Origin of the sequence: Xanthomonas bromi, from assembly GCF_900092025.1 — a bacterium.
GTDB lineage: Bacteria > Pseudomonadota > Gammaproteobacteria > Xanthomonadales > Xanthomonadaceae > Xanthomonas > Xanthomonas bromi.
This window is the reverse complement of record NZ_FLTX01000012.1, coordinates 1-20181: the sequence shown is the minus strand read 5'-3', so window position 1 is coordinate 20181 and position 20181 is coordinate 1. Positions and strand designations below refer to the sequence as shown.

The window sequence follows — 20181 nt, the reverse complement described above, 5'->3', positions numbered from 1 at the left end:
ACACACTCGCCCGCGATTGCGAGCCGCACGCGCCTGATGTTCCCGCACCAGTGGCACTCGGCGCTCATGCCTTCATGGTGGAGATGTCGTCCGGCTCGCAGTTCGCTCTTCTTGATCGCCGCAGTTGCCTACGTCTCGGGTGGTTGATGGATGTTTATGCACGATCCCCCAGACGCTCGATGCCCGCGGGCTTGCGTACGTTCGACGTCATCGCGTGCATCGCTTCTCGATGCCCTGCGATCTCATGCGTCAGTTTTGCCTGCCTGACGGGGTCGGGCGGACGTTTTTGCTTCTCCTTGGCAAGTCTGTTCTGTGCCAACTGCACCCGCTTGTATGCCAGGTGCGTTTGCGCCTTGGCTTTGAAGCTCTGGGCAGTGTGAAACTGCACTTCAAACGCATAGCCCTCGGCATCGGTGAAGCTGGCATTGATGCCGCTGTAGGTGCCGTCTCCCGAGGTAAAGTAATTTTTCAGCTTCACGCACGTCATTCCTTGCCGACCCAGCGCATCCTGTGCCGCCAGCACCTTGGCCACGAAATCGTCGGAAGGCAGCACAAGCGCATAACGCAGCGCATCGCCCACGGCCTGGCTGGCCTGTTCGGCGGTCATGCCGGCTTGCAGATGGCGCCGCATCTGGTCCTTGATCGATGCCACCGATTTTTGGAACGGGGCATGCTGCATCTGCTCGATGCGGCCATCGGTCGCGTTGTAGCGCACGTTCCCCCACAGCCGCGCGCCCACGTGGTCGGCCAGCGTGCTGAGTACCGGCGTCAGCGACGCTTGCTTGACTGCGGCGATGTTGAACACGCTGTATGCCGGCGATGCGCCTGCAGTGACGGGAATCTGCTCGGCGGCGAGCGCCGGCGTCGCGCTTGCCAACGTCGGCACGGTCTCTTCCTGCCAGTCGTCGATCTCCTTGCACCCTGGGGGCGCAGCCACGCGCTTGAATGCCTCCAGCGCAGGCGCCTGCAGCTTGCGCTGCTCGGCCCGCGAAGCGCCGCCAAGCGCCAGCTCATATGTGTGCTTGTACAGATCGTGGAAGCGCTCCTTGAGCTCGAAGGTCTCCGGCGTGTGGAACTGGATCTCCCACAGCGCACCGTCAGGGCTGCGCAGCGTGACATTGATGGCCTTGAAGGAGGGCGGGTACTTGGTGAATTGATTGGTCAGCTTGACCCGTGCATGGCCCTGATCGTCCAGCGTGGCCAGCGCAGCGCGCAGGCCAGCGGTAAAGTCCTCCGGTTCCAGAACCACGCTGTAACGCAGCGCGTCGTTGACGCCAGCCGCCGCTTCTTCCAGCGTCTGCTTTTTCAGCGCCATCCGCTGCCTGAGCTTCTCCTGCAACGAGCTGTACGACTTCAGTTGATGCTCTGTGCCAGCCAGTTGCCCACCATGCCGCGCGGCAACGCGCCTGAGCATGTCGGTGACCTGGGGCTCCATCTGGCGGGCACGCGTCGACAAGGCCTGCGCCTTCAGCGCAATGTCCTCTGGCTGGACGGCACGCAGACGCTCGGCTGGGATCTGCGGCGCGTCGATCCAGCCTGCCTGCTGTAGCGCGTCGAGCGCATCTTCCATGACGCCAGCGGCCATCGACGGCATGCGTTGCAGCAGGGCCTTGGTCTGTTCGGGATCGAAGCGCCCTTCCTGCATGGCCCGGGCGGTCCCCCTGCTGTACGGCACGACGCGGACCCGCTCGGCGAAACGCCGCTCGGACCGTTCGCAGGCCTCCACGATCTTGGCGAACAGCGCCGTGCCGGTGTCGGACTTCAGCGCATCGGTGCCGACCTTGATCGCCATGGTGAACAGGTTGCGCATGGTCAGTTCCGGCTCGCCGGGGATGAGCCCGGGTTGCCCATCCGGGAACTGCGCATGCGAGAGCCGGCAGACCGGATAGTTGTCCAGGATGGCGTGGATGCGCGCCTCCACGCCAGAGGCGGCCGCGTAGGCTTCGGCCAGACCGGGAAACGCCTCGGCCAGGGCCTCCGACAACGCCGGCGCGGCGCTGCCGGCGGCCGAATCCGGCCCAAGCGCAAGCAGCTGCGTGTGCAGCAACGCGGCGGCTTCGCGCGCCTCGGGCGAATGCGCGCGTTCGATCGCCTCGCGCGCCTGGACGCGCAGCGTCGCCAACACCTGGGGATCGCGGGCCTGCTCTTCGAGCACCTGCCGCAAACCGTTGCGCAACTCGCGCTCGATGCCATCGTAGGTGCCGAACATCATGTCGCGCGCCATCGCCTCGCGCAGCTCGTCCGGTTGCCCCATGAAGCGCGACGCCAGCGTGGCGGCCGCCGAGGTGATGCGCTGACCGCGCTTGAGGGACATGATCTCCGACAGTCGCCCGGGCTGGTAGTGGCCGCTGACCGGGTCGATGGCCGGCGTGGCCGTCTTCGGCGGTTTAAACGACTGTTGCCGACCGCGCCGGGCCTGGCGATCCACCATCACCCGCGAAATCAGCGCGGCCAGCTTGGGATAGCCTGCGTAGACGAAGGCATCGTCGCCGTCGGTGTCCATGTTGCGTTTGCGCAATTCGTCGATCGGCAGTGCGCCCAGGCGCCCAGGCTCCACGATGTCCTTGAGCCGCAGGCTGCCGGTGCTGAGGATGTCGCGCGGCAAGGCACCGCGGTCGCGGCCGCTCGTCCAGCACGACAGCGTCTTCAGATCTTCCTTGGAGCAGGCCAGGTCGGTGTCGGCAAACTCGGCCGGCCACTGCTGCTCCGGCACCACAACCAGCATGCCCTTGCTGTGCAGCATTTGCGGATCGATGCCGGAACGATCGTCGAAGCCGGTATAGCTGTATTGGATGCCGAAAGACCGGGAGAGGAACGCGGCGGTGGCGTCGCCCTTGGCCGCGGTGGCGATACGTTGCTCCGGCACCGGCAGTAGATTTTCCTTGTCGTAGGGGGGTTTGCCAAGCAGCAACGGGCCGCCCGCGACGTCGAAAGCCTGGCTGCGCTGCTGCGGCAGATGGACCTTGTCGTCGGCGGAGGGCACCGCCCGGACCCGCTGGCCCCGGTAGCCGCCGCCGATGAGCCGCTTGTACAACCACAGGGGGTCATCGCCTGTGGGCTGCAGCGCCTCGAGCTGGTCCTGCATCACCGCGTGCGCCTCTTCCAGTGCATCCTTATCGCGCGGGTAATGCTGCAGCGCCTGCGCTGGCATCATCGAAGGACCCTTGTCCTTGGCAACCAGATCGCGTTGCTGCTGGGTCGCCTGGTTCGCCTGCACTGCGTGCCAGGCATCGTAATGCTTGCGGAAGGCCGGGATCGACAAGGCCACCTCCAATTTCAGGAAGCCGCAGCCATCGTTGGGGCACAACGCCAGGGCAGTGCCATCCACGGCCAACGGCTTGAACGGATGCGCCGGGCCCTCGACGTCATCGAACACACCCAGGCGCAGCGTGCCCTCCACGACATGGTCACTGGGCACCATCTCCAGCAGCGAGCGCTGCATGCGCGACCAGTCCTCGCGTTGCGGAGCGAGCTTGGCGGCCAGCTGCATCAGGCTGCTACCCGGGGCAGTGTCGGCATAGCGGAACGCCGGCAGCAGCGACCCCGATTCCTTCCTTTGAGACGGCACGAGGCTGTTGCTACCGGATTTGCTGCGCGCGGCGCGGCTGCCGCCTAGCATGTCAAAGCGCCAGGGCTCACCGTTGTAGTTGAACGTCCGTGCGAGCATGAAGGTCGAAATCTCCCCAGGCAGCTGCACCTCCACCAGCGGGAGGCCGGTCAGACGCGTAAACAGGGTGTACGGCTTGTCCGATTCGGACTGGTTGGTCGACAGTTCCTTGCCCAGCAGATCGACCACCACATGGGTCGTGCTGCCGCGGCCGGGCGCCGGCGCCGCCGGCCGGCCGGGAACCGTGGACATGCTCGAGCGCCCACTCTCCAGGTCAAAGCGGGTCGGTGGATGGGCCTGGGTAATCGTCGGCGCGTCCTTGGCCATGCGCAGGTCCAGGGCGTCGAACACCTGGTCGCCGGCCTCGATCTGGGCGATCAGGTTCCAGCTCATCTCGCCAAGGTCCGCCTCGATCGCCTGGCGTGTGCGCGCCAGCGTCAGGTCCACCCATTGCACCAGTTCGTCGCGGCGCTGACGCAGTTCCCGCCGTGGGCCGTCAAGATTGCGCGGTCTCCATTGCCGGCTCACCACCGCGTAGGCTTTGAGCATCTGGTAGAAGGTCAGCGCCGGGCAGCGTGTTGCGTGCTGTTCGATGTCGGCCGAGGCGGGCGCGCCACCGCCGCTCAAGTACAGGTCGGTCTTGCGCGCGACGATGGGCTGCAGCGTATCGAACAGGCGCAATGCTTGGACCCGATGGCGTGGGGTCAGCTCCGGACTGCGGATAAACGGCAACAGTCCCAGGCACAGGCTGCCGATCCCCTCAAGGCTGGTCTGGCGTAATCCATCCTCCCCGACCAGGACCGACACCCGCTCCAGCGCTGGCTGCCCCAGCGGACGCATCTGTCGGTTAAGCCGCGCCGCCGCAAGGGCCTTGAAGAACACCCCGATATCTGCGGCCGAGGCGGAAGCGAACCGCTCACGGTGCAGGTCCAGGTGCCCGGCCATCGCCTGCAGCTTGGCGACACCCAACGTCAGGACCTGCTCATCGTGCTCATTGTGCTCATCGTCCAGGTGCAGCAGGCGGGACATCGCGTTGGCCACCATCGCGATCCCACGCATCTCGAACTGCCGCCAGGGCAGCTCGGTCGAGCCTGCGCGCTCGGCGAGCAGCACGAATGCCGACTGGCACATCGGCCTGTCGAGACCTTTGCTCAGCGCGTTGAGCGCGATGGCCACCCCTTGCGCGTCCAGGGCCTTACGCAGGCCGGGTTCGTTGGTCAGCTTCGCAGCCAAGAGGTCGCTGGCCGTCTCGCAGGCCAGCGTACCGGACCATTTGCTCAGGGCGTTGAGCGCTTGGGCCACGTTGATAGGGTCGAGGGCGTTGCGCAAGCCGGCATCGTCGGTCAGCCGCTCGGCCAGCGCGCTGGCGGCCGCCGCGCAGACCGGCGTGTCCGGCCATTTGCTCAGGGCGTTGAGCGCGTTGGTCAGTTCTTGCGGCTTCAGTTCCTTGCGCAACCCAGGATCGTCGGCCAGCCGTGCGGCCAGTGCACTGGCGGCCACCGCGCAGACCGGCGTGTCCGGCCATTTGCTCAAGGCGTTGAGCGCATTGGCCATGCCTCTCGGGTCCAGGGCCTTGCGCAAGTCGGACTCGTCGGCCAGCCGCCCGGCCAGCGCACTGGCGGCCGCCGCGCAGACCGGCGTGTCCGGCCATTTGCTCAAGGCGTTGAGCACTTGGGTCACGTTGCAAGAGTCGAGCGCCTTGCGCAAGTCGGACTCGTCGGCCAGCCGCTTGACCAGCGCGCTGGAGGCGGCCGCACAGACCGGCGTGTTGGGCCATTTGCTCAGGGCGTTGAGCACGGTGGCCACCTCGTGCGCGGTCAGGGCGTTGCGTAACTCGGGATCGTTGGCCAAGCGCTTGGCCAGCGCAGTGGCGACGGCCGCACAGACCGGCGTGCTGGGCCATTTGCTCAGGGCGTTGAGCACGGTGGCCACTTCATGCGCGGTCAGGGCGTTGCGTAACTCGGGATCGTCGGCCAACCGCTCAGCCAGCGTGCCGACGGCGGCCCCACAGACCGCGTTGTCGGGCCATTTGCTCAGGGCGTTGAGCGTGGTGACCATTTGCTGCACGTCGAAGGCCTTGCGCAACCTGGGATCGTCGGCCACGTGTGCGGCCAGCGCGCTGGCGGCGTCCCCACAGACCGTGTTGTCGGGCCATTTGCTCAGCGCGTTAAGCGCGTTGCTCACTTCTTGCGGCTTGAGCGCGTCGCGCAAATCGGGCTCGCGTATCAGACGCTCGGCCAGCGCACTGGCGGCGGCCTCACAGACCGCGTTGTCGGGCCATTTGCACAGGGCGTTGAGCGCGATGGACACTTGCGGCGCCTCGAAGGCCTTGCGCAACCCGGGATCGTCCGCCAGCCGCTTGGACAGCGCATGGGCGGCCGCCGCACAGACCGTCGTGCGGGGCCATTTGCTCAGGGCATTGAGCGCGTTGGACACGTCTAATGCATTGAGATCCTTGCATAACCCGGGATCCTCGGCCAACCGTTTGGCCAGCGCACTGGCGGCCGCTATACAGACATCGGTGCCCGGCCATTTACTCAAGGCATTCAACGCGTTGGCCACGTCCAGTGCATTGAGGGCCTTGCGTAACAGGGGATCGTCGACCAGGCGCGCCGCCAGCATGCGGGCGGCTTCCGCACAGACACCGGTGCCCGGCCATTTACTCAGGGCATTCAAGATGTTGGTTACGTCTATTGCGTCAAGCGCCTTGCGCAACTGGGGCTCGGCGGCCAGCCGCTCGGCCAGCGCATGGGCGGCCGCCGCACAGACCGTGGTGCCGGGCCATTTGCTCACGGCGTTGAGCACGATGACCACACCTTGCCGGTCCAGGTCCTTGCGCAACTGGGGCTCGGTGGCCAGCCGCTCGGCCAGTGCGCTGGCGGCGACCGCACAGACCTCCTTGTCAGGCCATTTGCTCAAGGCTTTGAGCGAGGTGACAACTTGGAGCGCTTCGAAGGCCTTGCACAAAGCGGGATCGTCGACCAGCCGCTGGGCCAGCGCGCTGGCGGCCTCCGCGCAGACCGTCGTGCCAGGCCATTTGCTCAGGGAATGCAACGCGATGACCACTTCTTGCAGCTTGAGGCCCTTGCGCAACCTGGGATCGTCGGCCAGCCGCTCGGCCAGCGCGCTGGCGGCGTCCGCACAAACCGTCGTGCCGGGCCATTTGCTCAGGGCATCCAGCGCTTGGGCCACGTTGATCGAATGGAGGGCCTTGCACAACTCGGGATCGTCGGCCAGCCGCCCGGCCAGCGCGCTAGCGGCCTGCCTACAGATCGGCGTATCCGGCCATTTGCTCAGGGCGTTGAGCACGTTGGCGATGCCTTGCGGGTCCAGATCCATGCACAACTGGGGATCGTCGACCAATCGCTCGGCCAGCGTACTGGCGGCAGCCGCACAGACCGTGACGTCGGGCCATTTGCTCAGCGCGTTGAGCACGTTGGACACGCCTTGCGGGTCCAGGTCCTTGCGCAGCTCGGGATCGTCGGCGACCCGCCCTGCCAGCGCACTGACGGCGGCCGCACAGACCTCGTTGTCGGGCCATTTACTCAGGGCGTTGAGTACATTGGACACGCCTTGCCGGCTCAGGCCCTCGCGCAACTGGGGTTCGTCGGCCAGCCGCTCGGCCAGTGCGCTGGCGGCCGCCTCACAGACCGTCGTGTCGGGCCATTTGCTCAGCGCGTTGAGCGCCTGAGTCACGTTGATAGGTTCGAGGGCCTTGCGCAAGCCGGGATCGTCGACCAACCGTTCGGCCAGCACACTGGCGGCCGCCGCACAGACATCCGTGTCGGGCCATTTGCTCAGGGCGTTGAGCGCGTTGGTCAGTTCTTGCGGCTTCAGGTCCTTGCGCAGCCTGCGCTCGTCGGCCAACCGCTCGGCCAGCGCGCTGACGGCAGCCGCACAGACATCGGTGTCGGGCCATTTGCTCAGGGCGTTGAGCGCGGTCGCCACGCTCTGGGCATCCATGGCAGAACGCAGGCGCTTGTCGCTGGCGACAAGCGCGGCAAACCGGTGCGCCATCGCCTTGCAGTCCGGGTTATCGGACCACTTGCTGAAGGCATTGAGTGCCAGGCTAATGTTCTGCGCTTGCAGAGACTGTCGGGCGTTGTCGTCACGTTGCAGGTGACGCGCCAAACGCGCTGCCGCGCGTTCACACCTGCCGCTGTCGATATGCTTGGAGAAGGCGTTCAGGAGCAGAACTGACGGGTAGCCACCCAGCCCCACCAGATCATCGGCCTGAGTGAGCTGTGCGGCGATCCACGCGATTGCCTCCGTGCACGCCGGCTGGTGCGGGTGCTTGCTCAACTTGTTGCCCACATGCGCCAGCTGCGCCAGCGATGCACCTTCGAACCACCCGGTCTCGTAGAGATATTGCGCTGCGAGCTCGGTGCAACGATCGAGATCGCGGCGCATCGTGCCTGCCACTCTGCCGCGCCCTGCATTGGCAATCAGTTGAAGGTATTTATCGAGCCGCTGCGCGTTGATCTGCGCGTTGACACCCTCTTCCAGGAAGGGCAAAGCCATCCCGCCACGCATGCGATGCGCCAGCTCGTTGTCGTATGCCATGGACACGCACAGGCCCGCGTTATGGTTCCGAGCGATTCCATGGGGCTCACTCAACTGTCGCCGCTGTTGCTGTCGCTGCGCGTTCAGGCGTTTTTGTGTCGCCGCGTCAAGATGATCTTCGGCCCTGCGCAGCTCGGCTGTCTTTAGCCTCCTGCCATCGACAGGCCGCTTTGACTGCCGCTCGGGTTCTTGCTCTTCGCGCAGTCGTTTTCCTAGGATTCGGTCGGATTGCTGTTCGATCGATCGAAGCTTTACCCTCGCCTCCACGCCCTGCTGCGTCGGTCGTTGTGCCCGACGATGCGACGAGGCGATGCTGACGCCAGCGGGCTCTTTGCCGGGGCGCCGATCAGGTGCCATGCCATGCCGGTCGGTGGAATCATCGCGCCGGTGCGAGCCGGTGACCGATTGCGCGAAGCGTCGATCCCATGCGCCTTCGCTGGCTCCAGTGGGTTCATTCACGGACAAGGGCTTCCTATCTCGCATCGACGCCCCAGATTCATTCGACTCTACCCGCCGCTGTTTATTCGGCGGCCGTCCAAGGGGGTGCCGATTGTCCCTGGTGCTGGCTGCTGCCTGATCCTCTGCCGGACCAGGCTTTTCTTCATGGGTGTAAGGCAAGCTTGTGCGTAACGAATTTGGATTGCGGGCATGAGTTTTCATACCCAGAATTTTGGTCAATCTGCCCGCGAGCGACTTCCTCAACACGAAGCATCGACGACGTGTGCGACGCCCGCTGCGAGTTGGCCAATGGCCCTCAACACATCGCATGGATTGAACGCCTGGGATGCAGCACGCCGGCACGGCGACGTGCTCCGCAGCCGTCAAGCGCAGTCTCCGGGTGGTTAGGCGCGATTCGATGTTTTTTTACACGAATCCTGCCGAACCTCGCTCGACCTGACCACCGAAGGCGCAAAGGCCTGTCGGTCCAGTCGTGCGCTTTTGTGCCGATATACAAGGCGTGCCAAAGTCGGCGACTCCCGTCACCACCACCTCCATCCAGTTAAGAGGGAATCAGGACATGGCATTCGGCAATGACCCGCAGCGCACGTATTGGGGCGCCGCTTGAAAAAAACGCGCCACTGCCGCCTACAATCGGGGGCATCTGTCGTGTCCGGGTCTTCGCGCATGTCCGTTTTGCCGTTCCTGATCATCGAAACCGGGCGCCCCGTGCCGGAGATGAAGCGCTACGGCCGTTTTCAGCATTGGATCCGCGTGGCGGCTGGGCTGGCCGAGCATGAAACAGTGGCCATCGACGTCGCCAATGGCGATGCGCTGCCCGACCCAGCCGACTTTTCGGGCATCATCGTCAGCGGTTCGGCAGCCTTCGTGACCGATCGCGCCGACTGGAGCGAACGCAGTGCCGAATGGCTGCGTCTCGCTGCCTATCAGGGCATGCCCTTGCTGGGCATCTGCTACGGACACCAGTTGCTGGCGTACGCGCTTGGCGGCGAGGTCGACTACAACCCGGCCGGACGCGAATCCGGCACGATCGCCCTGGAACTGCACCCGCCAGCCGAACAAGATCCTTTATTTGCAGGCCTTCCGCTGCAGTTCCCGGCCCATGCCACGCATCTGCAGACGGTCGTGCGCGCCCCCGATGGCGCCATCGTGCTGGCGCACTCGCGTCAGGATCGCTGCCACGCCTTTCGCTGGGGCCGGGCCACCTGGGGCGTGCAGTTCCACCCCGAATTCGCCACCCGCCACATGCGCGGGTATGTGCAGGCGCGTGCCGACTGCATTGCCCGCCATGGGCGTTGCGCCCGCACGGTCGCCCGCGAGGTCACCGCCGCCCCCATCGCCCGCAAGCTGCTGCGCCGTTTCGTGCATCACGCACGCGGCCTGCAAACAGTGAACGCTGGTCCCGGCGCGCGCACGTAAAAGCAGCGATAATCGGGTGACGCCGGATGGTCCGGCGCGCGTAGCGATCCGGAATGGGAATGAGCGAAATTCGTAAGGTGCCGGCATCTGCCGGTGCAGAGTGGCTGTTGACCGGTTTCTCGCTGTTGAAGCGGGCGCCGCTGGCGCTTGGCTCGCTGGGGGTGATCTGGAGCGTGGCGGCCTCGCTGGTGGTGTCGCTGTCGGTCCTGGTACCGCTGTTGGGCCCAGCCCTGCAGTTCCTGCTGGTGCTGGCCGGGCCGCTGTTCATGGGCGGCCTGCTGTGGGCCATCCGCGAAGTGGACGAAGGCCGCGTCGCCAAACCGTCGCATCTGCTGCATGGACTGCAGGACGGTCGCGCGCCGCATCTGCTGGTGTCGCTGCTGCCGCAGCTGATCGCCGGCTTGCTGCTGGGCGTGCTGTTGCTGGCGATGATCGGTGCCAGCGGGCTGCAGCAGCTGTCGGAGGTGATGATCAAGATCAATCAGATCAGCCAGTCCGGCGCGCAGCCGGATCCGGTGCAGATCGAGCAGCTGGCCGCCAGTCTGCCGGCCGGACGCATCCTGCTGTGGCTGTTGCTGACCATCGCCACGTTCGCGGCGATGACGCTGGCGCTGTTCGTGATGCCACCGCAGGTCATGTTCAACCGCAGCACCGGTGGTCATGCGCTGCGCGAAAGCCTGCGCGCCAGCCTGCACAACCTGCCGGCGATGCTGGTGTTCTTCGTACTCGCATTCATCTCCATCTTCGCGACCTATTTCGCGGTGATGATCGTCGCGCTGATCGTCGGCCTGGTTGCCGGCCAGACCGTGGCGATGTGGCTGGCCCAGCTGCTGCTGATGGCCGTGCTGATGCCGGTGTTCGCCGGTTCGATCTACGCGGCATGGAAGCAGATGTTCGGCCACGAAGGCGCGGTCGCTGAGCCAGCTCCGCCATCGCGCCCGGATGTGTTTGTCGCCTGAGTGTTGCCGGCATTGCCGATGTGCAGCAAAAAAAAGCCGCTCGAAAGAGCGGCTTTTTTTATGTGGCTGTCGGAGGGATGGCGGCGCAGCCAGCTTCGGCGCAATCGTGCATGAGGCATCGCCACAGGTTGCGAAGAACGCGCCCGTATCGCTCAACCGGCAGTGTTAGGTGTTGCATCCTTCGGCGCCACGGCACGCGACGCCATGATGCCCAGCTCGTAGAGCAGGCACATCGGGATGGCCAGCATCAGCTGCGACACCACGTCCGGCGGGGTAAGCACGGCGGCCAGCACGAAGATGCCGACGATGGCGTAGCCGCGGCCTTCGCTCAGCTGTTTGGGGCTGACCCAGCCCATCAGCACCAGGATCACCAGCGCCACCGGCAGCTCGAAACTGGTACCGAAGGCGAAGAAAATCGCCAGCACGAAATCCAGGTACGAATTGGCGTCCGGGGTGATGGCGATGATGTCCGGCTTGAACGTGGTCAGGAAGTGGAACACCGCCGGCAGCACCAGGAAATAGGCGAATGCGCAGCCGATGTAGAACAGCGCCACCGCCGAGGCCAGCAGCGGAAATGCCAGTTTCTTTTCGCGCTGATACAGGCCCGGCGCCACGAAAGCCCAGGCCTGATACAACAGCCACGGCACGCTGAAGAACACCGCCACGAAGAAGGTCAGCTTGAGCGGGGCGAAGAACGCGCCGGCTGGATTCACTGCGACGATGGTTTGCCCCAGCGGCAGCTGCGAGATCAGCGGTGCGGCCAGCCAGGAATAGATCGCCCGCGAGAACGGCAGCAAGGCCAGCAGTACCACGCCCAGACCGATCAGCGCGCGCACCAGGCGGGCGCGTAATTCGACCAGATGCTCGATCAGACTGCTTTCGGCCTGTGCGTCGTCGAACAGGCTCACGGCTGTTTCTCCTGAATCTTGGTCGGTTCGGTTGGCGTCGGCGCGGCCGGGGTACCCGCATCGACTGGCGCGCCGGTCACCGGCGCAGGCGCGCTGGTGAGATGCGCTGCGTGCGGTGCTGGCACGACGGTGTCGTGGGGAGCCGGGACCAAGCTGTGATGCGGCGCTGGCGCGATTGGTTGGGCTTGCGCAATGACCGCCGCGGCAGGTGCAGGGCCAGCAGCGTCCGATGCGCCTGCTGCCACATCGGCATGAGCGCTGGCAGACAGGTCTGCATGCGCCAGCTCCAACGGAGTTGCCACCGGCGTGGCGCTGCTGCGGATCTCGATATCGCGGCTGACGTCATCGTGCAGCGCGCGGGCGCCCTGCTCTACGTGCTGTTGCGTGTTGCGCAGTTGGTCTTCGGCCTCGCGCAACGACGCCTGCACATCCTGCAGGCTGCGCTTGAGCTCTTCGGCTTCGAGTTCGCGTTCGAGCTCCTGCTTGACCGAATCCCACTGCATGCGTGCCCGGCGCACCCACAATCCGGCGAATCGGGCCGCCTTGGGCAAACGCTCGGGGCCGAGCACGACCAGGGCGACGACCGCAATGAGCGTCAGTTCGCCAACACCTATGTCAAACACCGGCGCCGCTCCGGATCAGCGCGCGTCACGGTCGCGTTCGGCCTGCGCCTCACGCGCCTGCTCGGCCGTGCGCGAGTCGTCGCCGAGCTTGCCGGCCGGCTTGTCGTCGTCGTGCATGCCTTTCTTGAATTCCTTGACCGCGCTGCCGAGATCCTTGGCACCACTGGTGAGCCGCTTGGTACCGAACACCAGCAACACGATCACCAGCACGATCAGCCAGTGCCAAATGCTGAAACCGCCCATGATCCGCTCGCTTGCTGAAAAAGAAGGGAGACCCAGGATACCCCAGCGCACCGCGCAGGGGGATGACAGCCGGTCAGCGCTTGCCGTCCAGTGATTCGGTGCGGATTTCGCCGTCGGACACCGGCTGGAAACCCTGATGGGCGGGCGGCGTGGCGCTGGGCTGCATCGGCACGGTGCTGGCTTCGTTGGCCGGCGGCGGCACGCTGGTCGGTTGCGGTGCCTGTGCCGGCGGCGGGCTCTGCGGACGCGGGGCAGGTGCCGTGCCATCGGCGGAGGCATCGGTACCGCGATTGGCGCGCGCGGTGTAGGTGGCCTCTTCCAGACGGTCGCGGAAGGCGATCACATCGGTGGAAGGCCGTTCGTTGGTGCGGCCTTCGAAGATCATGCGCGGGGTGGCGCCGCCGCCATAGGCATTGAGGTCGGCGGCATCGTCGATCTGCAGTACCGCGCCGTCCAGCGCAACGCCGGCAAACAAGCCACGGGCACGCGACCACGACCAGATTTCGGCCTTGAGCTGGCCGTCGGTCGCGGCGGCGGCGTTGCGACCCACCGGGCCTGCGGCCACGCCGGCATCGGCGCCGAGGGTGAACTTGCCGTTGACGATGTTGTCCAGGCTGCGGTCGTTGCGGAACACCAGTACCACGTCGGAGGACTGCACGCCGGCCTGGAAGCCGATGCTGCCGCCGGTGAGCTTGACGAACACCGGCTGCGACCAGCTGCCGTCGGCATTCTTCATCGACATCAGGCCATGGCCGCGACGCCCGCCGATCACCAGCCCGGCCTTGAGCGTGTCGGGAATGACCACGATGGCACGCGCTTCGTCGAGCAACTTGTCCGGAATGGCCTGCTCGGGGATCTTCATGATCTCGGCGAGCACCCGCACCGCATTACGTGCGCGCTGGTCTTCTTCCGGGCCGGCAACGGCATGGCCGGCGACGAACGTCAGCGACAACAACAGGGCCAGGCGCGACAAACGAGGCATGACAAGCTCCAAGGGATATTCCGTGAAAGATAGCAATGCCGCGACGGTAGTGCCGGCGCAATGAATCGGTGGTGAGCGCAATCGGCAGCCAGACGACGCTGATCGGGACGATTGATGCGCTGTCCTCGGCAGTCCTGCCCGGCTCTGCCAGAATGGTGGGCATGAACACCACTCCTGATACCGCCCTGCTGGTCGTCAACCTCGGCACCCCCGAATCGCCGACCGCCCCGGCCGTGCGCCGCTACCTGGCCGAGTTCCTCAGCGACCGCCGCGTGGTCGCGATCCCGCCGCTGTTCTGGAAGCCGCTGCTGTACGGGGTGATCCTGCCGATCCGCGGCCCCAAGTCGGCGGAAAAATACGCCAAGGTGTGGCTGCCCGACGGCTCGCCACTGGCGGTGTATACCCGCCGCCTGACCGACGGCCTGAAAGCGGCGATGCCGGACTGGCATGTGGGGTGGGCCATGCGCTACGGCGAGCCGGCATTGCGCAAGACGCTGGATGGCCTGCGCGCACGCGGCATCAAGCGCATCGTGGTGTTGCCGCTGTATCCGCAGTATTCGACCACCACCACCGCCTCGATCCAGGACGTGGTGGATGCATGGCAGCCCAGCGCACCGGAGATCGCGGTGGAGGTGATCCAGGAGTATTGCGAGGACGCCGGCTGGGTGGCGGCGATCGCCGATTCGATTCGCGCGCATTGGCAGGTGCACGGGCGCAGCGAGAAGCTGATGTTCTCCTTCCACGGCCTGCCGCAGCGCGTGGCCAATGCCGGCGACCCGTATCCGCAGCAGTGCGAACGCAGCGCGCAGGCGATCGTGGCAGCGCTGGGGCTGGGCGCGGACGAGTGGCAGATGGGCTACCAGTCGCGCTTCGGCGCCGAACGCTGGCTGCAGCCGTACGCCGAGCCCACGCTGTGGGCACTGGCCGAAGGTGGCGTGCGCAGCTTCGATCTGGTCTGTCCGGGCTTTGCGACCGATTGCCTGGAAACGCTGGAAGAAGTGGCGCTGGGCTTTGCCGAGACGCTGGCCGAACGGGGTGCCACGCTGAGCTACATCCCCTGCCTCAACGCCAGCGACGCGCATGCCCACGCGCTGGCCGCCGTGGCGCGCCGCGCGTGACGTTGGAGCCGTTTGCGTGCGAGGTGGCCGTTGGCCGCATTGCCGGGTTGCGCAACCCGGATCGCGGCCCGCGCCGGGTGCTGGCCTTGCATGGCTGGCTGGATAACGCAGCCAGCTTTGTGCCGCTGAGCGCGCATCTGCACGCGCAGGAGTTGGATCTGGTGCTGCTGGATCTGCCCGGCCATGGCCGCAGCACCTGGCTGCCGGTGGGTGCCGAATACACGCCCAGCAGCGCGATCTCCATTTTGTTGCAGGTCGCCGATGCATTGGGTTGGGATCGCTTCACCCTGCTCGGCCACTCGCTGGGCGGTGGCGTTGCCAGCCTGCTGGCCGCCGCTGCCCCGGAGCGCGTGGAGGCGTTGATCGCCATCGAAGCGCTGGGCGCACTGGCCGAGCCAGTGGAAGGCACCGCCACACGCCTGCGCGATGCAATCGCGTCGGCACGCACGTTGTCAGCGCTGCCGGGGCGGGTCTTTCCGTCGATGGAGATGCCCGTGCGTGCGCGCATGATGGCCAATCAGCTCACCGAACCGGCTGCACGCCTGCTGGTCGAACGTGGCGTGCGCGTGGTGGAAGGCGGCTACAGCTGGTGCAGCGACCCGCGCCTGACCCTACCGACCGCCATTCGCATGACCGAGGCACAGATCGACGTGCTGCTGGCCTCTATCGCCTGCCCCACCCAGGCGATCTTCGCCACGCCTGCGCAGCCGTATTTCCCGGCTGCGCTACGCGACCACCGCGTGGCGATGATGCGCGATGCACGCCTGCATCTGCTACCGGGCACGCACCATGTGCATATGGAAGCGCCGGAAGCAGTCGCAGCGGTGATCAACGACTTTTGGGATGCATTGCCGCGCGCGTGACGTGTCGATGCGTCGCACGCCGGTGAACTAGACCCATGGCCGATGCCGCCCGTGTCGTCAGTGCGCTTGAATCCTTCGATTCGTGGCATGCGCCGTGGACATTTATGCAGGTGGTGCGTGCGCCCCCCCACTTGGACGCCGACGATCGCGTTGTGTTGGAACAGGCATGGACGGCTGCGGGTCACGCAGACCACTGGATGTCGGCACGCATGCTGGAAGCAGGTGTCGCGGCCGCCGAAAGCGCCCTGTCGAAACGCTTTGGCTGGTTGTCACCACTGGCCTGCCGACAACTTGCCAGGGCGGCGTCTTACGAGTGGCGTTAGCGATTGCGTCGACCCATGCACGGCCGCCTGGATTGCCGCGTTGATGCGCCATTGCCTGCACGCAAGCCGGTGCCAGTTCTGCAATAAGAGCGACTAACAAAACTACTACGCAGCCGCCAGGCGGGCGCGGCCGGTGCTCGGAATCCTCATGTACCACTTGTACACTGCGGTTCCTGCGCGCCGTCCACACCCAGCCTGACGACTGCTCGCTACGTTTTGTTAGCCGCTCTAAATATCGCTTCTAAGCGACGCGCGCTGCGCCTGCATTATTCGGCGTGCAGCAACCGGCGCAGCTGCGCCTTGAGCTGGCGCCCGTGCTCGTGAAAATAGCTGCGCTCGTCGCGCCAGGCGGGGAAGCGTTGTTCCACTTCGGCCCAGAACGCGGGCGAGTGGTTGGCCTGCACCAGGTGGCAGAGCTCGTGCACCAGCACGTACTCGAACGCAGAAGAGCGGCCGAGCACCAGTGCCAGATCCAACGCCATCGAGCCGTCCGGTGCGAGCGAGCCCCACTGCGAGGACATCACCTTCAAGCGCAGTCGTGCGGGCGCGCGCGGCAGGCCGGGGAGATAACCCGGCAGCCAGCGGCCGACATCGGCGCGTGCCTGCGCTTCGTAGAATTCCTTCAGGGTGCGGCGTAGACCCGCATCGCCCAGGCGGGTGGGCACATAGAACTGCGCGCCGTCGTCGGTGACGTCGATGCGGGCGTAGCGCCCTTCGTGCCAGCGCAACGGCAGCAGTGCACCGCGCAACGGCAGTTGCCCGGGAACGCCTCGCTCGAGCGCAGGAAAGGCATCGACCTGCTGATACCGCGACAGCTGCGTGCTCAGCCAATCCAGATGCGCATGCAGAAAGCGCTCGCCGGAAATCGGGCTCGCGCGCAATGGCAGGGTCAGGCGCGCGCCGCGTTCGTCGACACTGAGTTTGATGCGTCGCGCACGCGGGTCGCGCACGCGCAGCACGTCGATGTCGCGGCCGTTCAGTTGCACGCGCACGCAGTCGCGTTCGACAACCTGCGAGGGCGGCGCAATCAGGCGGCGGACGGGCTTGAACATGCGCACAGGATACCGCTGCGATGTGTCAGGCAGTGAGACGCAGGCAGCGACGTCGCGTGTGCGTGTACGACGTCTTTGCGGTTGTCTCGTTCAGACAAAGTCGATGCAGTGGTTCCGTCGCCGCGCCATGCGTACCGCAGCGGCCCGGCCTTGTCGTCACCTGCGACACAGGCAGGACGCTGCTACGCCCGGTGCCGAAAACAGCACCGGGCGTAGCGGTCACTCGGCCTTGCTGAGCTTCAACGCGGTTTCCAGCAACAGGAACAGCCGGCGGATTTCGGCGCTCATCAGCGTAAAGCGTGCGTCGAGTTCGGCGCGCGCGCCGTCGTCTTCGCTGTGTTCGAGCTGATCCAGCGCGCCGTCGAGGAACTTGAGCTTGCGGATCACCAGATCGTCGCCGAGCACGAACGACAGATTGTCGTCCAGCACCAAGGCCAGCTTGGTGACCTGCTTGCCGGCTTCCAGATGCTTGTCGATCTCGTCGCCGCGCAGTTCCTGGTGCTGGCACTTGACCACCGCGCCGCCCTCGATGGGATCCTTCATCTCGCATTCTTCGCCCAGGCTCAGGCCTTCGGGCAGCGGTTCGCCGGCGATCCAGCCGGTGAGGATGGCGCGCGGGGCCACTTCGGCATTGAGCGGCAGCGCCGGGAAGCTGCCGAGCGCGCCGCGGATCTCGCTCATCACGTTTTCGCCGCTCTTGCGGCTGGAGCTGTTGACGGCGATATAGCCGTGCTGCAAGTCCAGGATGGCGTCGGTGCGCGAGCTCTTGACGAAGGCGCGCGGCAGCAGCTCATGGATCAGGTCGTCCTTGAGGCGTTTGCGTGCCTTGCCACCGGGGCGGCGACCTTCCTTTTCCTCGATCTCGGCGACCTTGCGCTCGAGCAGATCGTTGACCACTGCGGCGGGCAGGATCTTGTCTTCACCACCGACGGTGAGCCAGAGAAAATCTTCCAGGCGGTGCGAGAGCACCTCCTGCTCGTCGCGGCCGAACGGCGAAATGAAACCGCGCGAACTCATTTCCAACGGGCCGACGGGCTTGAGCTGCACGGGCGGCAGCAAGGTGTCGATCTCGGAAAAATCCAGGGTGGTGGGAAAGCGAAACAAGGTGAGATTGCGAAAGAACATGCGTTGGACCGAATGAAGAAAAACGTGGAGGGTGGAAGACTGCCGTCAGCCGGATCGGCCGCGTCAAGCGCTGTCGTGTGTGGCGTCGCTGGCGGACAGCCACGCGGCGGGACCAGGATCAAGATCGGGCGGCGCTGCGCCGTTGCGGCCCAGCGCCAGGAAATCGAACAGCGTGCGGTCGGCCAGTTGCTCGGGGCGCACATCGCCCAGCGCGCGGGCAATCTGCTCGACGCGCCCGGGCTGCTCGCGGTCCCATTGCTGCAGCATCTTGCCGACCTGCTGGCGCTGCAGATTCTCCTGGCTGCCGCACAAGTTGCACGGAATGATCGGGAACTGCCGCGCCTGCGCGTACGCAGCGATGTCGGCCTCGCGCACGTAGGCCAGCGGGCGGATCACCACATGCGCACCGTCGTCGCTGCGCAACTTGGGCGCCATCGCCGCCAGCCGCGCGTGGTGAAACAGATTCATGAAAAACGTGGCCACGATGTCGTCGCGGTGATGGCCGAGCGCGATCCTGGTCACGCCATGCGCTTGCGCGTAGGCATACAGCGCGCCGCGCCGCAGCCGCGAGCACAACGAACACATCGTCTTGCCGGCCGGAATCACCCGGCTCACCACCGAATACGTGTCTTGCTCGACGATATCGAACGGCACGTCCAGCCCGCGCAGGTAGGCCGGCAGTACATGGGCGGGAAAGTCGGGTTGTTTCTGGTCCAGATTGACCGCCACCAGGCTGAACGGCACCGGCGCCTTGCGCTGCAACTGCAGCAGCATGTCCAGCAAGGTGTAGCTGTCCTTGCCGCCAGACAGGCACACCATGATCTTGTCGCCGGGCGCGATCATGCCGAAATCGGCAATCGCCTGGCCCACCTGGCGCTGCAAGCGTTTGCCCAGGCGCAACTGCTCACGCTGCAACCGCTGGCGCGGGTCGCGCGGCGCGGGGTCGGCCAGGGGTTGCGGCAGCGGCAGGACAGCGGTCATAAGCCGGCCATTGTAGCTGCCGGGGGCCGGCAGGCGACGGGGTTGACTGCGTGCGGACCAGCAGGCTGGCAGTGCTGCTTCTGACTGCGTTTACGTTGACGCAAACAGGGACACTGGCGGCTGCGGCGGGGCCAGGCGATGCAGACCTGTCTTGTGCGAACGCCGTCCTGCGGTCGTTGCCACCCAATCACTTGCTGCGGGCTAGGGTTGTCGTCGGCAGATGCATGCCGTACGCGCGCGATGCCTGCAAGGCACGTTCGCGACGCCCTTCCTTGCGACCTACCGCTATCGACCCGCACCGCCTCTGGTCGCGCCACGGCACAGTTCGTATCTCGCAGCGCAGCAAGCCTTTCGGCGGCTGGCTCGGTACAGTCGCAGGGTCGCTTCATCTGGGATCTGCATGGCAACGTCAGCTTCGCTACAACGCGCGGCTTTTTTCAGTCGCATGTGTGGTAGCGCTAACATTTTGAGCATGACGCGAAGGGACAGTTGCGCGACGTATCGGTTGCGCGTGCTGATGCATTGCGCAACCGATACGTGGCGATGGTCTGCGCGCTGATGCCGATATCCCGGTGTGATGCTTTCACCTTCTTCTCTCCCCTGCTGCAGGAGTCCACCTCATGAGCAACACCGTGTACATCGGCGCGAAAGAATATTTCCCCGGCATCGGCAAGATCGGTTTCGAAGGCCGCGATTCGGACAACCCGCTCGCATTCAAGGTCTACGACGCCAACAAGACAATCGGCGACAAGACCATGGCCGAGCACCTGCGCTTTGCCGTGGCCTACTGGCACAGCTTCTGCGGCAATGGCGCCGATCCGTTCGGCCCAGGCACCCGCGTGTATCCGTGGGATGTAGGCAACAGCGCGTTGGCGCGGGCCGAAGCCAAGGCCGATGCCGCGTTCGAATTCTTCACCAAGCTCGGCGTGCCGTATTACTGCTTCCACGATATCGAT

General features: G+C 65.6%; 13 protein-coding genes, 1 other RNA gene and 1 pseudogene. 7 read left to right on the top strand and 8 right to left on the bottom strand.

The features are described 5' to 3' along the window. Nucleotides 1-154: 154 nt before the first annotated feature. The gene (locus XBLMG947_RS04920) at nucleotides 155-8830 is read right to left on the bottom strand and encodes a type III secretion system effector XopAD (RefSeq protein ID WP_065466657.1); all 8676 of its coding nucleotides are present in this window, start codon (nucleotides 8828-8830) and stop codon (nucleotides 155-157) included. 465 nt (nucleotides 8831-9295) lie between these two features. Between XBLMG947_RS04920 and XBLMG947_RS04915 the strand changes: the two genes are divergently transcribed. Both XBLMG947_RS04915 and XBLMG947_RS04910 read left to right on the top strand, forming a co-directional pair. After that, entirely contained in the window at nucleotides 9296-10048 is a 753-nt protein-coding gene (locus tag XBLMG947_RS04915; RefSeq protein ID WP_065466656.1) for a glutamine amidotransferase, read from the top strand. A gap of 59 nt (nucleotides 10049-10107) precedes the next feature. Further along, nucleotides 10108-11007, top strand: a complete 900-nt coding sequence (locus tag XBLMG947_RS04910) for a BPSS1780 family membrane protein (protein WP_065466655.1) — start codon at nucleotides 10108-10110, stop codon at nucleotides 11005-11007. Nucleotides 11008-11159: 152 nt separating this feature from the next. On the opposite strand, the gene tatC is transcribed toward XBLMG947_RS04910, so the two are convergent. The 4 genes from tatC to XBLMG947_RS04890 all read right to left on the bottom strand — a co-directional run bounded on the left by tatC (nucleotide 11160) and on the right by XBLMG947_RS04890 (nucleotide 13763). Continuing rightward, nucleotides 11160-11915 (bottom strand): twin-arginine translocase subunit TatC, encoded by a 756-nt coding sequence (gene tatC, locus XBLMG947_RS04905; protein ID WP_065466654.1) that lies wholly within the window; start codon nucleotides 11913-11915, stop codon nucleotides 11160-11162. Then, nucleotides 11912-12538: a Sec-independent protein translocase protein TatB gene (gene tatB / locus XBLMG947_RS04900; RefSeq protein WP_065466653.1), complete on the bottom strand. Its 627-nt coding sequence runs from the start codon at nucleotides 12536-12538 to the stop codon at nucleotides 11912-11914. The genes tatC and tatB overlap by 4 nt, the downstream gene beginning before the upstream one ends. 15 nt (nucleotides 12539-12553) lie before the next feature. Beyond that, nucleotides 12554-12781, bottom strand: a complete 228-nt coding sequence (gene tatA, locus XBLMG947_RS04895) for a Sec-independent protein translocase subunit TatA (RefSeq protein ID WP_003484969.1) — start codon at nucleotides 12779-12781, stop codon at nucleotides 12554-12556. Nucleotides 12782-12854: 73 nt separating this feature from the next. Continuing rightward, nucleotides 12855-13763: a lipid-binding SYLF domain-containing protein gene (locus XBLMG947_RS04890; RefSeq protein ID WP_065466652.1), complete on the bottom strand. Its 909-nt coding sequence runs from the start codon at nucleotides 13761-13763 to the stop codon at nucleotides 12855-12857. A 152-nt stretch (nucleotides 13764-13915) separates the two neighbouring features. Here XBLMG947_RS04890 and hemH point away from each other — a divergent pair, with 152 nt between their 5' ends. The 4 genes from hemH to XBLMG947_RS04870 all read left to right on the top strand — a co-directional run bounded on the left by hemH (nucleotide 13916) and on the right by XBLMG947_RS04870 (nucleotide 16292). Next, nucleotides 13916-14881, top strand: a complete 966-nt coding sequence (hemH, locus tag XBLMG947_RS04885; RefSeq protein ID WP_065466685.1) for a ferrochelatase — start codon at nucleotides 13916-13918, stop codon at nucleotides 14879-14881. Nucleotides 14882-14883: 2 nt separating this feature from the next. Further along, nucleotides 14884-15744 carry an alpha/beta fold hydrolase gene (locus tag XBLMG947_RS04880; RefSeq protein ID WP_065466686.1) on the top strand — a complete coding sequence of 287 codons (861 nt, stop codon included), beginning with the start codon at nucleotides 14884-14886 and terminating at the stop codon, nucleotides 15742-15744. A gap of 35 nt (nucleotides 15745-15779) precedes the next feature. Further along, nucleotides 15780-16067, top strand: coding sequence for a hypothetical protein (locus XBLMG947_RS04875; protein ID WP_065466651.1), 288 nt, complete (start codon nucleotides 15780-15782; stop codon nucleotides 16065-16067). Nucleotides 16068-16215: 148 nt separating this feature from the next. Continuing rightward, nucleotides 16216-16292, top strand: a non-coding RNA gene (locus XBLMG947_RS04870) — sX9 sRNA. 41 nt (nucleotides 16293-16333) lie between these two features. Here the strand turns inward: XBLMG947_RS04870 and XBLMG947_RS04865 are convergent. The 3 genes from XBLMG947_RS04865 to ttcA all read right to left on the bottom strand — a co-directional run bounded on the left by XBLMG947_RS04865 (nucleotide 16334) and on the right by ttcA (nucleotide 19225). After that, nucleotides 16334-17119 carry a YgjP family zinc-dependent metalloprotease gene (locus XBLMG947_RS04865; protein ID WP_065466650.1) on the bottom strand — a complete coding sequence of 262 codons (786 nt, stop codon included), beginning with the start codon at nucleotides 17117-17119 and terminating at the stop codon, nucleotides 16334-16336. A 219-nt stretch (nucleotides 17120-17338) separates the two neighbouring features. Further along, entirely contained in the window at nucleotides 17339-18244 is a 906-nt protein-coding gene (locus XBLMG947_RS04860; protein WP_065466649.1) for a recombination-associated protein RdgC, read from the bottom strand. A 63-nt stretch (nucleotides 18245-18307) separates the two neighbouring features. Continuing rightward, complete coding sequence (ttcA, locus tag XBLMG947_RS04855; protein WP_065466648.1) at nucleotides 18308-19225, bottom strand: tRNA 2-thiocytidine(32) synthetase TtcA; 918 nt, start codon at nucleotides 19223-19225, stop codon at nucleotides 18308-18310. A gap of 620 nt (nucleotides 19226-19845) precedes the next feature. On the opposite strand from ttcA, the pseudogene XBLMG947_RS04850 reads away from it, so the two are divergent. Continuing rightward, nucleotides 19846-20181 (top strand): annotated as a pseudogene (locus XBLMG947_RS04850) (xylose isomerase); the annotation flags it as partial.